At 71.9% G+C, this 14,862-nt stretch carries 14 protein-coding genes; 6 read left to right on the forward strand and 8 right to left on the reverse strand.

What is annotated here, in order from left to right:
* Window positions 1–91 precede the first annotated feature (91 nt).
* Window positions 92–772, reverse strand: coding sequence for a hypothetical protein (locus AC0VYD_RS20420; RefSeq protein ID WP_475477065.1), 681 nt, complete (start codon window positions 770–772; stop codon window positions 92–94).
* Window positions 773–889: 117 nt separating this feature from the next.
* Here AC0VYD_RS20420 and sppA point away from each other — a divergent pair, with 117 nt between their 5' ends.
* Window positions 890–2,617 carry a signal peptide peptidase SppA gene (gene sppA, locus AC0VYD_RS20425; RefSeq protein ID WP_475477066.1) on the forward strand — a complete coding sequence of 576 codons (1,728 nt, stop codon included), beginning with the start codon at window positions 890–892 and terminating at the stop codon, window positions 2,615–2,617.
* Window positions 2,614–3,111, forward strand: coding sequence for a flavin reductase family protein (locus AC0VYD_RS20430; protein ID WP_475477067.1), 498 nt, complete (start codon window positions 2,614–2,616; stop codon window positions 3,109–3,111). The genes sppA and AC0VYD_RS20430 overlap by 4 nt, the downstream gene beginning before the upstream one ends.
* A gap of 110 nt (window positions 3,112–3,221) precedes the next feature.
* On the opposite strand, the gene AC0VYD_RS20435 is transcribed toward AC0VYD_RS20430, so the two are convergent.
* The 6 genes from AC0VYD_RS20435 to AC0VYD_RS20460 form a co-directional block, all read right to left on the reverse strand.
* Entirely contained in the window at window positions 3,222–4,121 is a 900-nt protein-coding gene (locus AC0VYD_RS20435; RefSeq protein ID WP_475477068.1) for an ABC transporter substrate-binding protein, read from the reverse strand.
* Window positions 4,122–4,176: 55 nt separating this feature from the next.
* On the reverse strand, window positions 4,177–4,857 hold the full coding sequence (locus AC0VYD_RS20440) for an ABC transporter permease (protein ID WP_475477069.1): 681 nt from the start codon (window positions 4,855–4,857) through the stop codon (window positions 4,177–4,179).
* Between the two features lie 2 nt (window positions 4,858–4,859).
* Complete coding sequence (locus AC0VYD_RS20445) at window positions 4,860–5,669, reverse strand: ABC transporter permease (RefSeq protein WP_475477070.1); 810 nt, start codon at window positions 5,667–5,669, stop codon at window positions 4,860–4,862.
* Window positions 5,666–6,781, reverse strand: a complete 1,116-nt coding sequence (locus AC0VYD_RS20450) for an ABC transporter ATP-binding protein (RefSeq protein WP_475477071.1) — start codon at window positions 6,779–6,781, stop codon at window positions 5,666–5,668. Before AC0VYD_RS20450 ends, AC0VYD_RS20445 begins: the two co-directional genes overlap by 4 nt.
* A 264-nt stretch (window positions 6,782–7,045) precedes the next feature.
* On the reverse strand, window positions 7,046–7,717 hold the full coding sequence (locus AC0VYD_RS20455) for an HAD family hydrolase (RefSeq protein ID WP_475477072.1): 672 nt from the start codon (window positions 7,715–7,717) through the stop codon (window positions 7,046–7,048).
* 54 nt (window positions 7,718–7,771) lie between these two features.
* A complete protein-coding gene (locus AC0VYD_RS20460) occupies window positions 7,772–8,515 on the reverse strand; it encodes an NUDIX hydrolase (protein WP_475480322.1) in 744 nt (247 codons plus the stop codon).
* A 135-nt stretch (window positions 8,516–8,650) separates the two neighbouring features.
* On the opposite strand from AC0VYD_RS20460, the gene nadA reads away from it, so the two are divergent.
* Together nadA and AC0VYD_RS20470 are read left to right on the forward strand one after the other, a co-directional pair.
* Complete coding sequence (gene nadA, locus AC0VYD_RS20465; protein WP_475477073.1) at window positions 8,651–9,649, forward strand: quinolinate synthase NadA; 999 nt, start codon at window positions 8,651–8,653, stop codon at window positions 9,647–9,649.
* A gap of 149 nt (window positions 9,650–9,798) precedes the next feature.
* The gene (locus AC0VYD_RS20470; protein WP_475477074.1) at window positions 9,799–11,244 is read left to right on the forward strand and encodes an RNA polymerase sigma factor; all 1,446 of its coding nucleotides are present in this window, start codon (window positions 9,799–9,801) and stop codon (window positions 11,242–11,244) included.
* Between the two features lie 21 nt (window positions 11,245–11,265).
* Here AC0VYD_RS20470 and AC0VYD_RS20475 read toward each other — a convergent pair whose 3' ends face one another.
* A complete protein-coding gene (locus AC0VYD_RS20475) occupies window positions 11,266–11,895 on the reverse strand; it encodes a TetR family transcriptional regulator (protein ID WP_473038394.1) in 630 nt (209 codons plus the stop codon).
* Between the two features lie 370 nt (window positions 11,896–12,265).
* Here AC0VYD_RS20475 and AC0VYD_RS20480 point away from each other — a divergent pair, with 370 nt between their 5' ends.
* Window positions 12,266–13,294, forward strand: a complete 1,029-nt coding sequence (locus AC0VYD_RS20480) for an MBL fold metallo-hydrolase (protein WP_475477075.1) — start codon at window positions 12,266–12,268, stop codon at window positions 13,292–13,294.
* 177 nt (window positions 13,295–13,471) lie between these two features.
* Window positions 13,472–14,827, forward strand: a complete 1,356-nt coding sequence (locus tag AC0VYD_RS20485) for a glycosyltransferase family 4 protein (protein ID WP_475477076.1) — start codon at window positions 13,472–13,474, stop codon at window positions 14,825–14,827.
* The last annotated feature ends 35 nt before the right edge of the window (window positions 14,828–14,862 follow it).

Raw genomic sequence — 14,862 nt, forward strand, 5'->3', positions numbered from 1 at the left:
CTAACCGCACCGTGGGGACACTCGGTTCGGGTAATCCGTCGGGGATTCGGCCGGGCGGGGGTCCCCTCCGGACCCCGGGCCGGCGGACGGGTCAGGAGCCGGCGCGGTAGGCGGTGGTGTCCATCGACGCCGCGATCTCGTCGTAGACGGCGCTGTACTGGGCGTCGGCGGACCAGACGTAGAGCAGCACGTCGCTCTGCGGGAGGAACCACATGCGTACCTCGAAGGTGTCCTCGTTGTCGCAGGTGACGCTCCACACCGAGTGGTGGGACTTGAGGCCGTCCGCGTGCTCGAAGACCGCGCCCCGGTCCGTGGTCAGGGTGGCGCTGTCGACCCCGATGCTGCCCGAGGCGGCGGTGTTGAGGCTGCGGCAGCTGTCGGTGTTGTCCGCCCAGCCGCCGTCGGCGTAGAAGGCGTCATCCTTCTTGGGCCAGTTCCGCGGGTGCTTCTCCGCCTGGTGGGGGACCAGTCGGACCGACCCGTAGGCGCAGGCGCTCTGGCCGGGCGGGGTCATGCACAGCTGGCCGTCCTCGTTCTGGACCTCCCAGCCATCGGGGACGTCGACCTTCACCCCGGCGACCTCCGCGCTGTCGAAGCCCTCCGGACCGGGAGGGTCGATCGAGGGCATCATCCCGCTCTCGCCGCGCTCCAGCTCGATCTCCTCGGCCGATTCGGCGGAGCAGGCGCTCAGCGCCAACAGGGCCGCCGCCGCGACCGCGGCTACCCGGCCGCCCCCCGCACGGTGCCGCACCTCGTCCGTCGTGCCCGCCATCGAACGTCCCGCCCTTCTCTGCGATGCCCGACCACGCGTATGACAGGTCGGAGCACAGACCATAGCGTCCCCGGCGCACCCGCCGCACCGGGGAAGGAGCCGCACTACCCTGGGTCCATGGTGGACCTCGCGAAGATCACTGAGCCCTTGTCCCTCAACCGTTTCGGCCCCCGCTCCCGCGGACCGCTGGTACTGGAGCTGGACCTGACGGAGGGGGTCGCCGACGAGTCGCAGGGCGATCCCCTCAGCCAGCTCATGAACCGACGCAAGCAGCACTACCTCGACGTGCTGGAGGGCATCCGCAGAGGGGCCCGCGACCCGGGGGTGGGCGCCCTCGTCGTGCGGGTGGACTCCCGCTCCCTGAGCCTGGCCCAGGTGCAGGAGCTGCGCGACACGGTCGCGGACTTCCGGTCCGCCGGAAAGCCCGCGGTGGCCTGGGCGGACACCTTCGGCGAGGCCGGGGACGGGAACCTGTCCTACTACCTGGCCACCGCCTTCTCCCGGGTGGTCCTGTCCCCCACCGGGCTGGTGGGGCTGAGCGGCCTCAGGTCGCGCTCCACCTTCTTCAAGGGCGCCCTGGACAAGCTCGACGTGAAGTTCGAGGGCGGGGCCCGCCACGAGTACAAGAACGCGATCAACCCGTACACCCAGACCGGCTACACCGACCCCCACCGCGAGGCCATGGGCCGGATCGTGGAGTCCCTGAACGACCAGATCGTCGAGGCGGTCGCCGAGACCCGCGGGCTCACCCGGGAGCGGGTCCGCGAACTCGTCGACACCGCCCCGACCCTGGCCGGGGAGGCCCTGGAGGCCGGGCTGGTCGACCGGCTCGCCTACCGGGACGAGGTCTACGCCGAGCTGGACCGGGAGGTGCGCGGCAAGGAGGAGGGCTCCCCCGAGCCCGAGCTCCGGTTCGTCACGCGCTACCACCGCAAGCACACCCAGCAGTCCGGACCGAGGCTGGCGGGCGGTGGCGACCACATCGCCCTGGTCTCCGCCAGCGGCGGCATCAACCTGGGCAAGAGCCGCCGGTCCCCGCTGGGCGGCGGCACCGTGATGGGTTCGGACACCGTCTGCGCCGCGTTCCGCGCGGCCCGGAAGGACCCCCGGGTCAGGGCCGTGGTGTTCCGGGTGGACAGCGGCGGCGGCTCGGCCATCGCCTCGGACCTGATCCGGCGCGAGAGCCAGCTGACCCGCGAGGCGGGCAAGCCGGTCATCACGACGATGGGCGGCCTGGCCGCGTCGGGCGGCTACTACGTCGCCCTGGGTTCGGACGCGATCGTGGCCCAGCCCGGCACCATCACCGGCTCCATCGGCGTGCTCACCGGCAAGCCGGTCCTGGGCGCGCTCAAGGAGCGGTACGGGATCACCTCGGACTCGGTGAGCCAGGGCGCGCACGCGGGCATGTTCGACACCGACGAGGGCTTCAGCGAGTCCGAGTGGGAGCGGCTCAACAAGCTCCTGGACACCATCTACGACGACTTCGTGAGCAAGGTGGCCGCGGCCCGGGGACGGACCTGGGACGAGATCCACGAGGTCGCCAGGGGGCGGGTCTGGACCGGGGCGGACGCCCGGGAGCGCGGCCTGGTCGACGAACTGGGCGGGGTCGAGACGGCCGTTCGGCTGGCCCGGGAGAAGGTGGGCTCCGGGGCGCTGCCGGTGCGGGTGTTCCCGCGCCCGAACCCGCTGGACCGGCTCCGCCAGCACGAGTCCAGCGAGGACCTGGCCTCCGCCGAGCCGCAGACCGTCCTGAGCGCCTGGGGGCCGTTGGAGCACCTGGCCGCCCGGCTGGGCCTGCCCGCCGCCGGTCCGCTGAGCGTCCCCGGGACGTGGGAGATCCGTTGAGTGTTGCGAGCGGCGCCTACCTGGAGGCCATGGCACTGTTGCCGACCGGGGTGAGCGTGGTGACCATCGCGGACGGCCGCGACGACATCGGGGCGACGGTGAGCGCCTTCGTCTCGGTGTCCGCGAATCCTCCGGTCGTGATGTTGAGCGCGGACAGCCAGGGCTACGTCGCCGAGGTCGTCGAGTGGGTGGGCGCCTTCGCGGTGAGCGTGCTCGCCGACGACCAGCGCGCCCTGGCGGGGCGGTTCTCCGCCGAGGGGCGGCCGAGCGCGCGGCTCCTGGTGTCCGGCCAGCCGCACCACCGGGGGGAGCGCACCGGAGCGATCGTCCTCGACGGTGCGCTGGCCGCGCTGGAGTGCTCGGTGCGCCAGAAGGTGGAGGTCGGCGACCACACGGTGTTCTTCGCGGACGTGGTGGGGCTGCCCGAGGTGGGGGCCGACCGGCCCGGCCGCGCGATGGTGCGCTGGGGCGGGCGCTACCACGGGCTCGGCTGAGCGGCGGCGGGGCGGGGCTCGGTGCCCCGCCCCGCCGTCGGCTCCTCCGCGGCCCGGCGGCCGTGCCGGGGGTCCTCGCACGGTCCGAAGCGGGCCCCGGGGCAGGAACGCTAGTCCAGGCCCTGCTCCTCCAGCCACTCCTGGGCGACGTCGGCGACGTTCTCGTTCTGGATCACGACGCGCTCGTTGAGCCGGGTGAGCTCCTCCGTGGTGAGGGCCGCGGAGACGGCGTTGAGGGCGGCGCGCGCGGTGTCGTCGACCTGGTCGCTGTTGATGAGCGGGGTGACGTTCTGCGCACCGAAGAGGTTCTCCGGGTCCTCCAGGACCACGAAGTCCTCCACCGCGATCTGCGGGTCGGTCGTGAACAGGTTGGCGGCCTGGATGTCGTCGTCCAGCAGCGCCTGGGTCAGCAGCGCGACCTCCAGCGAGCGGAACTCCGCGAACTCGACACCGTAGACCGACTCCAGGCCCTCGACGCCCTGGTGGCGGGTCTCGAACTCGGGCGGGCCGCCCAGGACGAGCTCGTCGGCGACGTCGGCCAGGTCGGCGAGGGTGGTCAGGTCGTACTCGTCCGCGACCTCCCTGGTGACGGTGACGGAGTCCTTGTTCTCCGCGCTGGAGGAGTCCAGGATCTCCAGCCCGGCGGGCAGGGCCTCCTCGACCAGTGCGTTGGTCTCCTCGGAGTCGGCGGTGGGCGCCCCCTCGTCGAGGTAGGCCAGGGTCGCCCCGTTGTATTCGGGGAACACGGAGAGGTTGCCCGACTCGATCTGCGAGTAGTACACCTCGCGGCTGCCGATGTTGAGCTGGTACTCGACGTCGACGCCCTCGGCCGCCATGGCCCGGCCGTAGAGTTCGGCGAGCAGGGAGCTCTCGGGGAAGTCGGCCGAACCGATGACGACCGCGCCCGACCCGCCGTCGCCGCCGCCGTCCTCCTCGAAGGGGTCGCTGCCACCGCACGCGCTCAGGAGAACCACCAGTGGAAGCCCGATGAGGGCGAGCTTCTTGTGCATGTCCACAACCTTCTCTCTGGAAAACTTCCTCTGCGGGCGGCACCGACCGCCCCGGTCAGCGCACCGCCGCGGCCTCGGCACGCAGGCCGGGAGCGACGAGGAGCCGTCGCAGCCCGGCGAACAGGAGTGTGGTGGCCACGGCGAGCGCCACCACGAGCACGGAGCCGCCCAGCATCATCGTCAGGTCCTGGCGGGCCTGGCCGTCGACGATATAGCGCCCCAGTCCGCCCACCCCCACATAGGCGGCGATGGTGGCCGTGGCCACCACCTGGACGGCGGCGGTGCGCATCCCGATGAGGATGAGCGGTGTCGCCACCGGCAGCTCCAGTCGGAACAGGACCTCGCGGCCGCGCATACCCATGCCCAGCGCGGCGTCCCGGAGCCGGGGTTCGACGCCCCGGACGCCCTCGTGGGTGTTGACGAGGATCGGCGGTACGGCCAGTGCCACCAGGGCGGCGACGACCGGGACCAGCCCGATCCCGGCGGCCAGCACGATGAGGAACAGCACGCCGATGGTGGGCAGGGCGCGGGCGAAGTTGGCCAGGCTCGCGGTGAGGAAGCCGCCCGCCCCGGTGTGCCCGGTGAACAGGCCGATCGGCACCGCGACGACCGTCGAGATCAACAGCCCCAGCAGCGAGTAGTGGACGTGTTCACCCAGGCGGGCGGGGATGCCCGCGGGGCCGGTCCACTGCGCGGGGTCGCTGAACCACGCCACGAGTTCGTTCAGGATGTCCATGGCTACCTCTCCCCCGACGTTCGCGGTTCCGGGGCCGGGGGCACGGCGGCCGTGGGCGTGCCCGTGGCGACGGTCCGTCCGCGGCGCGGCCGTCCGCGTCTCCCGTCCCCCCGCGCCCAGGGTGTGAGCAGGTACTGGGCGAGCACGAGCAGGGCGTCGGTGACGAACGCCAGCAGGACGACCAGCACGATACCGACGACGATGGGCGCGTCGAACTGGCGGCGGAAGCCCTCGCTGAGGATGAGTTGGCCGAGCCCGCCCAGGCCCACCAGGGAGGCGACGCTGACCATGCTGATGGTGGCCACCGAGGCCACGCGCAGCCCGGCGATGATGACCGGGACCGCGACGGGCGTCTCGACGGCCACCAGGCGCCGGAGCGGGCTGAACCCCATCGCGACCGCCGCCTGGCGTACGTGGTCGGGGACCTGGCGCAGCCCGTCGACCACGTTGGGCAGCAGGATCACCAGGGTGTACAGGGACAGCGGCACGATCGCGGTCCAGTCGCTGAACCCGGTGTAGGGCAGGATGAGGAAGAACAGCGCGATCGAGGGGATGGAGTAGAGCACGTTCACGCCGGTGAGCACCGGCGGATAGAGCGGGCGCCACCGGGCGCACGCCAGGCCCAGCGGTAGCGCGATGACCAGTCCGATGAGGATGGACAGGTAGGACAGGCGCATGTGTTCGAGTACCAGGGGGCGGATGCCGCGGTCGGGTTCGCCCGGGTAGCTCCAGTTGGCCGTGCCCCATTCGGTGACGCGGACGACCCACTCCCAGGCCCCGAGGGCCCAGTTGCCGCCCTCCGCGGCGATCACTCGGCCACCGACCAGAGGGCGGCGCCCAGGTCCTCCTGGGAGACCACCCCGACGACCCTGCCCTCGTCGTCCACGCCGACCGCCCGGCCCGCGGGGGAGAGCACCGCCGCGTCGAGGGCGGCGCGCAGGGAGTCGGTCCCCACGTCGAAGGTGTGGCCGTAGGGTGCGAGTTCCAGCGTGCCCAGGGGCACACCGGTGGGTTCGCGGAGCAGCTGTGCGGCGCTGACCCACCCCCTGGGCAGCCGGTCCCCGTCCACCACCAGCGCCCACGGCTCGCCGCCGTCGCCGACGGTGGTCAGGGCGCGCTCGACCCGGTCCTCGTCGTCGAAGACCACGTCCTCGCGCAGGGAGAGTGCGCTGGCGGGGAAGAACGAGAGCCTGCGCACCCCGCGGTCGTAGCCGATGAAGGACTCGACGAACCCGTCCACGGGCTCGGCGAGCAGGCGTTCGGGGGTGTCGTACTGCGCCAGCTCCCCGCCGGGGCGGAAGACCGCGATCCGGTCACCCAGGCGGACCGCCTCGTCGATGTCGTGGGTGACGAACACGATGGTCTTGTTCAGTTCCCGCTGGAGCCGGATCAGCTCGTCCTGGAGGCTGGTGCGCACGATCGGGTCGACGGCGCTGAAGGGTTCGTCCATCAGCAGGATCGGCGGGTCCGCGGCCAGGGCGCGGGCGACGCCGACCCGCTGCTGCTGTCCGCCGGAGAGCTGGTGCGGGTAGCGCTTGGCCTGGGCGGGTTCGAGCCCGACCAGTTCCATGAGTTCGGCCGCGCGTGCGCGCGCCCTGCCGCGCCGCCACCCCAGCAGCAGGGGCACCGTGGCGATGTTGTCCAGGACGGTGCGGTGCGGGAAGAGCCCCGCCTGCTGGATGACGTAACCGATGGAGCGGCGGAGCCGGGCGGGGTCCTGCTCGCGGATGTCGGCGCCGTCGATTCGTACGGTGCCGCCGGTCGGCTCGACCATACGGTTGATCATCCGCAGCGAGGTGGTCTTGCCGCTACCGGAGGGCCCGACGAAGACCGTGGTCTTCGCGGTCTCGACGGTGAGGTCCAGGCCGGCGACGGCGACGGTGCCGTCGGGGTAGACCTTGGCGGCGCCCTCGAATGTGATCATCGCGGGGTCGTCTCCGTTCGGGGGCCGGGTGGTGTTGCCGGGGGCGTGCACGGGTTCGCGTTCCCTCCCGCGCCGGGGCGCACGGGAGTGGGTACCGCGCCGTGGGTCGGACCGCGGTCCGGTCCTGCTCCTGGTTGTGCTGGGGAGGGTATCCGGGGCGCGCGCGGTCCGGACGGGACGACACGCCGAACGAATCGAACGGGAGTATGACCCCGGCCACGGGCGGGCGCGGGTCCGGTCGTGGGTCCGGTGCCGAACCCGGCCCTAGTTCCGGTCGGCGATCCAGTCGGCGAGCTGGTGCAGGTCGTCCACCACCGCGTCGGCCGCCTCGGCGTCGGGGGTTGCGGAGTGGCGGTACCCGTAGATGCCCCGGCGCAGCAGGACGGCGCCCATCCCGGCTTTGCGGGCGGGGAGGACGTCGTTGTCGGTGCGGTCGCCGACGTAGAGGATCTGCTCGGCGGTGGTTCCGGGGCGGCTCCGGGCGGCCAGTTCCACGACCCGGTCGAAGAAGTCCGGGTGGGGTTTGTGCACGCCCCAGTCGTCGGAGATCCCGATACCGTCGACGCCCAGCTCCATGGCGGCCAGGGCCGGCCCGGCCTCGGAGGGCTGGTTGCCCGCGATGACCAGGGACAGTCCGGCGGAGCGCATCCTGCCGAAGGCGGGACGCACGTCGGGGTAGAGGTCGCGCTCACCGAAGTGCTCGCGCTCGCCGTGGGGGTCCTCCGCGCGCCAGCGGGCGCTCTCGCTCTCCAGGTCGAAGCCGGGAACGAGCAGCCGGAAGCCCTCGGTGAGGGTGCCTCCGGAGGCGATCACGCCGCCGATGGTGCCGAAGAACGCCATGTGCGGGATCCCGAAACGGTCCGCCCAGCGCGCGAAGATGCGCGTCTCGTCGATGAGTGTCTCGCCGACGTCGAACACCACAGTACGAATTGCCACGATTAGGGAGTGTACACAGCGTGTGCGACCACGGGGTGCGCGACCACGGACCCGTCACCCGGGCGGCCTCAGTACCGCGAAGGCGTCGGTGACCTCCAGTTCCCGCGCGCGGAAACGGAACAGCGCCGCGGGACGCCCGCCCGAACGGCCGGAGGGCACCGAGCGGCCGGTCTCCTCGATCTGTCCGCGCCGCAGCAGGACCCGGCGCAGGTTGGTGGCCGCAACGTCGTGTCCGAGGGCGGCCCGGTAGTGGGCCGACAGTTCGGACATGGTGAACTCCGGCGGCGCCAGGGCGAAGCCGACGTTGGTGTAGCTGAGTTTGGAGCGCAGGCGCCGTCGGCCGGAGCGGACGATGGCGGCGTGGTCGAAGGCCATCGGCGGCAGGTCGGCGGCGGGGTGCCATCCGGTGTCGGCGGGGACCACCGGGTCGATGTGCGCGGGCACCAGACCCAGGTAGGCGGTGGCCAGGGTGCGGCGCTGGGGGTGGCGTCCGGGGTCGCTGCGGGTCTCCAACTGTTCCATGTGGCTCAGGTCGCGGACGTCGACCTTCTGGGCGAGCTGTCGGCGGATCGAGGCGCCGAGGCTCTCGTCGGCGCCGAGGCGCCCACCGGGCAGGGCCCACTCCCCCTCGCAGGGCGGGAGGGCCCGCCGCCACAGCAGCACGGACAGTTCGCCCTCGCGGATCTGCAGGACGACGGCGAGCACCTCGTGTGCCGAGAGCACCGCTCCCCCGCCGCCCCCGGCGGGCGATCCCGCTCCGGCCGCCACAGCCCGTCCGTTTGCTTCCGGTATATCCACCCTGTCCCTTCCGTCCCACGTCATGTTAAGCTTCAGTAGGTTTGTGCCTGATAGACAAAAACTTGATTCCCGCACTGACCTCCCACGGCACGGCATCCGTACGACGTGCCCACAGCCTCAAGGAAGTAGTAGGACATGGCATCGGTCACCGCGACGGCGGACACCATGACCAGGCAGGAATGGGCCGCTGAGGTCCACCGCCTGGCAGAGGAGCGCGACGCTGTCATCCTCGCGCACAACTACCAGCGCCCGGAAATCCAGGACGTCGCCCACCACACCGGCGACTCCCTGGCCCTGTCCCGCCTGGCCGCGAGCGTCGACGCCAGCACCATCGTCTTCTGCGGCGTGCACTTCATGGCCGAGACCGCCAAGATCCTCGCGCCGGAGAAGACCATCCTGCTGCCCGACCCCAACGCGGGCTGCTCGCTGGCCGACACCATCACCGCCGAGGACGTGCGCGCCTGGAAGGCCGAGCACCCCGGAGCGGTCGTCGTCGCCTACGTCAACACCACCGCGGCGGTCAAGGCGGAGACCGACATCTGCTGCACCTCCTCCAACGCCGCGGACGTCATCCGCTCCATCCCGGAGGACAAGGAGATCCTGTTCCTCCCGGACCAGTTCCTGGGCGCCCACGTCAAGCGGGTCACCGGTCGCGAGAACATCCACATCTGGATGGGCGAGTGCCACGTGCACGCCGGGATCGACGGCCACACCCTGCGCGAACGCGTGGCCTCCGAGCCCGACGCCGAGGTGTACGTCCACCCCGAGTGCGGTTGCGCCACCTCTGCCCTCTACCTCGTCGGCAGCGGCGCGGTCCCCGAGGACCGGGTCAAGGTCCTCTCCACCGGCGGAATGCTGACCGCCGCCGAGAACACCAGTGCCAAGAAGGTGCTCATCGCCACCGAGACCGGCATGCTGCACCAGCTGCGCAACGCCAACTCGACCACGGAGTTCGAAGCGGTCAACTCGCGCGCCGAGTGCCACTACATGAAGATGATCGACGCCGACAAGCTGCTGAACTCGCTCCGCCACGGCACGAGTGAGATCACGGTCGACGCCTCGACCGCCGAGCGCGCCCGCCGCTCCGTGGAGCGGATGGTGGCGATCGGCCAGCCCTCCCGGGGCGGCGAGTAGTCCCTTCGGGGTCGGCCGGGGCGAGCCTCCGGTCGGCCCCGAAGGCGCGGAGACGGTAACAGAAGTCTCACCTTCAAGCTACAGCTGAACGATTCACCCACACCAGAGCGCTCCCCTCGCTAGCGTCACCACAGAACGGGGGGAGAATCGTGACCAGAGGTAACGAAACAGACGTACCGGCGACCGAAGCCGTCGAGGCACTCCACGACACCTTCGCGCAGCAGCTGTACCGGTACGCGTGGTCCCTCCTGGGCGACCCCGAACGCCACGGCGGCGGGGACCGCACGGACGAGGACCCGGTCACCGACGCCGTACACGAGGCCCTGGTCGCCGGAATCGGGCTCGCGGCCGAGCTCACCGACCCCGCCGACCGGGGGCCCTGGCTGTACGCCCTCGTCCGTGTTGCCTGCCAGCTCCGCGGCTTCGCGCACACCTGCCCCTACACACGCCTGGCGACCGTGCCCGCGGAGGTCCCGGTCGCCCGGATGTTCTCCCGGCTGCCCGCCAGCCACCGGGAACTGGTCGAGCTCAACCTGCGCCACGCGCTCTCCACCTCGGCGGTCTCCCGAGTCCTGGGCCTGGAGCCGCGGATCTGCGGCGAGCTCTCCCGCTCCGCGATCCGCAGGGCCGCGGAGGGCCTGGACGACCTCTCCGCGACCGCCCCCGAGGAGGAGGCCCCCGGCGCGCTCTGGCGCACCCAGGTACAGCAGGTCTCCTCCGCCCTGGCCCTGCTGCGCCCCCCAGGCGCCCCGCCCGGCCTGCGCGCGCGGGTCGTGCACACGTGCACCGCGCCCGAGACCGCCCAGGAGCGCGCCCGGATCGCCGCCGCCATGCGCCCGCTCACCGCTGACGGCTACCCGGTCCACCGCTCGTACCCGTCCGGCGCCGCCGTGGTCGAGGAGTCCGAGGATTCCGGCGGCGGCACGGTCGAGATCCCGCTCCCCCGGGCCCTGCCCGGCGACCGCGTGACCACCGGCGACCACCCCGTCCGCGACGACGCGCGCTCCCCGCTGCCCGCCCCGGACCACGACCCCCTCGACGAGGTGAGGACGCCCGGGCACCGGCGCTGGCCGCTGCCGGCGGTCTCCGGCCTGGCCACGGTCGCGGTGGCGGTCGGACTGTGGTGGTGGGCCGGCTCCGTGGACGGGCCCTCCACCGTGATCGACACGGGTCCCGCAGCCCAGGGCGCCCGGTCGGGCACGGGACGGGTGGAGGCGTCGTCGACGGCCTCCGACGGCAAGCCGGGAACGGAGCGCAGCACGGCCTCGGCCCCGGGCGCATCGGTTCCGGAGGCCCCCGAGGACCCGGAACGGGACGCTTCGGAGGGCGAGGAGTCCGGACCGCCGCAGGAGCCCTCTGGCGAGGAGCGCGACGGAGGCGGGGACGGCGCGCAGGAGAGCCCCGAGGAGGAGCTGACGGACGCACCGGTCCCGCCCACGGCTCCGGGGGGCGAGCCGCCCGGGGACGGTGGTCAGGAATCCGGGGACGGGGAGGTCGGCGGAGACGGGCCCGGGGACGACGACTCCGGCAGCGGGTCGGACGGCCTGCTCGACGGCCTGCTCGGCCTGCTGTTCGGCAGCGGCCGGAGCCAGTAGCGGCCGGAGCCGCGGCTGCGGTCAGAAGGAGGCGAGCAGGCGCTCGGCCGCGACCTGCAGACGGCGTTCGGCGCCGTCGATGTCGCGGCGGCCCTTGAGGATCTCCACCAGCTCGAAGATCCACACGCTGGTGAGCGAACCGACCAGGACGTAACCGGTGCTCTCGCGGTCCACGCCGGTACCGGCCTCGGCGGCCTCCTCGTCGGTGGCGCCGGCCCCCTCGAGGTTGCCGGTGGCCACCCGCCACACCAGGTCGCTGATGCGTACGTCGAGTTCGATCTTGACCTCGGCCATGATCAGGGAGCGCACCAGGGCGTCGGCGAGTTCGGGCTCGCGCATGAGGCCGCGGGTGGCGCGCAACAGGACGTCGACGGCCCGGCCCGAGGCGCTGGCCGCAGTGGGCGGACGGCGGACGATACCGCCTTCGAGGAGATCGAGCTCCTCGGTGACCACGGCGACGACCAGGTCCATCTTGGAGGGGAAGTAGCGGTAGAGCGTACCGAGGGCGACACCGGCGCGTTCGGCGACCGAACGCATCTGCATGGCCTCCACGCCACCGCGCACGGCCAGGGCGGCCGCTGTCTGGACGATGCGCCGACGACGCTGGGTCTGACTCCGCGTCATCGTTCCGATCGGTGCCTGCACCGCCACTGGATCTCCCGTTCGTCTTCGGTCCGCGTGCCGCCGGTGTGCCACGGACCGGGTACCAGCTCTACCGGGCCGGTACGCCACCCCTGACAGACCGGCCCCACGAGAACACGTTATCCAAAGAATTCCCTCTGCCGCAGCGCTTCGAACCCATGATCCGCGCCTCATCACCCGATGTGGCAGAGGCAATACGAGATCTTGGCCCAAGCTTTCAGGGCACCCGTCAGACCTTTGTAGAATATGTTCTATTTTGTCTGGCCGATATGCCCCGGACCGCGCCGCACCGATCAGGGCACCCACCGCCCGAAGGCCCCGGACGCCCCTTCCCTAGAATCGAACCAGATTCGGTTTTCAGCGGAGAGGTCGGCCCAGGATGCGTGACGTTCCCCCAGTAGAGGACCTAGGTGAAGGGCTGTGGAGCATCCCCGTCCCGGTCCCCGGCAACCCGATCGGGTTCACCTACGTCTACGCGGTCTCCGCCCCGGGCGGACCCGTCCTCGTCGACACCGGCTGGCACCACGACGAGTCGTGGGAGGCCCTGGTCAGCGGCCTCGAACAGACCGGCCACGGTATCGACGAGGTGCAGGGCGCCGTCCTGACCCACTTCCACGCCGACCACGCGGGGCTCACCGGCCGCCTGCGCGAGGCCTCCGACGCCTGGGTCGCCATGCACCCCTCCGACGCCGAGGTCCTGCGGCGCCTCGGTGAGCGCACCGACGACGAACGGAGCGCGTCCGTCATCGAACAGATGGTCCGCGCGGGCTTCCCCGAGGAGGACGTCGAGACCTTCCGTTCCTCTCCCTCCGTCTTCCCCTCGCCAGCGCTCCCGGACCTCGCACTCGGCGACGGAGAGCGCGCCGACGTCCCCGGCCTGGACCTGCGCGCCGTGTGGACCCCCGGTCACACCCCGGGCCACCTCTGCCTCCACCTGGTCGAGCGCGACCTCCTCTTCACCGGCGACCACGTCCTGCCGCGCATCACCCCGCACGTGGGCCAGTTCCCCCTCGACTCCGCCGACGGCGATCCCCTGGGCGACTTCCTGGGCGCCCAGGCCCGGATCGGGCGCATGCCCGGAGCGGACCGCCTCCTGTGCCTTCCCTCACACGAGAGGCGTTTCACCGGCCTCCCGGCGCGCACCGAGGAGATCGTCGACCACCACGAGGAGCGCCTGGAGTCCATGGCCCGACTGCTCGACCGGGGAGCCACGACCCTGTGGGAACTCACGTCGAGCCTGGAATGGCGCCGCCCCTGGACCCAGATGCGGATCATGGCCCGGCACATGGCCGCCTCCGAGACCGCGGCGCATCTGCGCCTGCTGGAAGAGCGCGGCCTGGTCCGCCGGAACGGTTCGGCCGAGCTCCCCCGCTGGGCCAGCGTCACCCGGGCGCACGGCCCCGAATAGGATCCCCAGTACCTGATCCCGGCGCCGACCCCGAATGAACTCGCGAGTAACATATGGGGGCGCCACACCGTCCCACCGGCGAATCGACCCGCCTCCGGACGGCCTGCGCCACCGGCGCCGGAAACCCGGCGGCACACGGCGGCGACCGGGCACGCGACCCAACGAAGAGGTGGACTCTTGACCCAGTCGGGCACAAGCACGGGACCGACACCACGGCCCTCAGGCGACCGCCCCCTGCGCGTCGCCCTCCTGTCGTACCGGAGCAAACAGCACGTCGGCGGCCAGGGAGTCTACGTCCGCCACCTGTCCCGGGAACTCGCCGCGCTCGGCCACCAGGTCACCGTCTTCTCCGGACAGCCCTACCCGGCCCTCGACGAGGGCGTCACCCTGGAGAAGATCCCCTCCCTCGACCTCTACAACGACGCCGACCCCTTCACCGCCCCGCCCCTGCGCGAGTGGCGCGACTGGATCGACGTGCTGGAGGTCGCCACCATGTGGACCGCCGGCTTCCCCGAACCCCTCACCTTCTCCCTGCGCGCCAACCGCGAGCTGCGCAACCGCCTGGGCGAGTTCGACGTCGTCCACGACAACCAGACCCTCGGCTGGGGCCTGCTCGGTATCAGGTCCGCCGGGATCCCCCTGGTCACCACCATCCACCACCCGATCAGCGTGGACCGCCGCATCGAGCTCGAGGAGGCCCGCGGCCTCCAGAAACTCTCCAAGCGCCGCTGGTACGGGTTCGTGAGGATGCAGGCCAGAGTGGCCCGCAGACTCGACCCGATCCTGGTCCCCTCCCAGTCCTCCGCGGACGACATCGCCCGCGAGTTCGGCGTCGACCCCGCCACCATGGAGGTCACCCCGCTGGGCGTGGACACCCGCTACTTCCACCCCCGTCCCGAGGTGGAGCGCGTCCCCGGCCACATCGTGTGCACCGCCAGCGCCGACAGCCCGCTCAAGGGCGTCAGCATCCTCCTGCGCGCGGCAGCCAAACTCGCCACCGAACGCGACATCACCCTGACCATCGTCAGCAAACCGAAACCGGGCGGCCCCACGGACCAGCTCGTCGACGAACTGAACCTGCGCGAGAAGGTCGAGTTCGTCAGCGGCATCGGTGATCAGGAGCTGGGCGAACTCATCTCCAGCGCCCAGGTCGCGGTCATCCCGTCCTTCTACGAGGGCTTCTCCCTCCCCGCCGTGGAGGCCATGGCCTGCGGCACCCCGCTGATCGCCAGCCACGCGGGCGCCCTGCCCGAGGTCGTGGGCACCGACGGCGGGGCCGGACGCCTGATCCCCCCGGGCGACTCCGAACTGCTGGCCGCCGAGCTCGCCTCCCTGCTCGACGACGACACCGAACGCGAGCGGATGGGCGCCGCCGCCTGGCGCCGTGTCCAGGAGCGCTTCACCTGGCGGGCCGTGGCCGAGCTGACCGCCCAGCGCTACGCCTCCACCATCGACTCCGTCGCGGGAACCGGTGCCGGTACCGACGACGAGAACCGACCCGCGCCCGTGCGGGCCCGCGCGAACGGCGCCTGACCCGGCAGGCCGCGCACACCACGACCCGCAGCACC

The organism is Nocardiopsis sp. iso_40, from assembly GCF_056173285.1.

Bases quoted from the DNA above. Each gene is read 5' to 3' on its own strand.
- AC0VYD_RS20420 (WP_475477065.1), bottom strand. From the start codon at position 772: ATGGCGGGCACGACGGACGAGGTGCGGCACCGTGCGGGGGGCGGCCGG.
- sppA (WP_475477066.1), top strand. From the start codon at position 890: ATGGTGGACCTCGCGAAGATCACTGAGCCCTTGTCCCTCAACCGTTTC.
- AC0VYD_RS20435 (WP_475477068.1), bottom strand. From the start codon at position 4,121: ATGCACAAGAAGCTCGCCCTCATCGGGCTTCCACTGGTGGTTCTCCTG.
- AC0VYD_RS20440 (WP_475477069.1), bottom strand. From the start codon at position 4,857: ATGGACATCCTGAACGAACTCGTGGCGTGGTTCAGCGACCCCGCGCAG.
- AC0VYD_RS20450 (WP_475477071.1), bottom strand. From the start codon at position 6,781: ATGATCACATTCGAGGGCGCCGCCAAGGTCTACCCCGACGGCACCGTC.
- nadA (WP_475477073.1), top strand. From the start codon at position 8,651: ATGGCATCGGTCACCGCGACGGCGGACACCATGACCAGGCAGGAATGG.
- AC0VYD_RS20480 (WP_475477075.1), top strand. From the start codon at position 12,266: ATGCGTGACGTTCCCCCAGTAGAGGACCTAGGTGAAGGGCTGTGGAGC.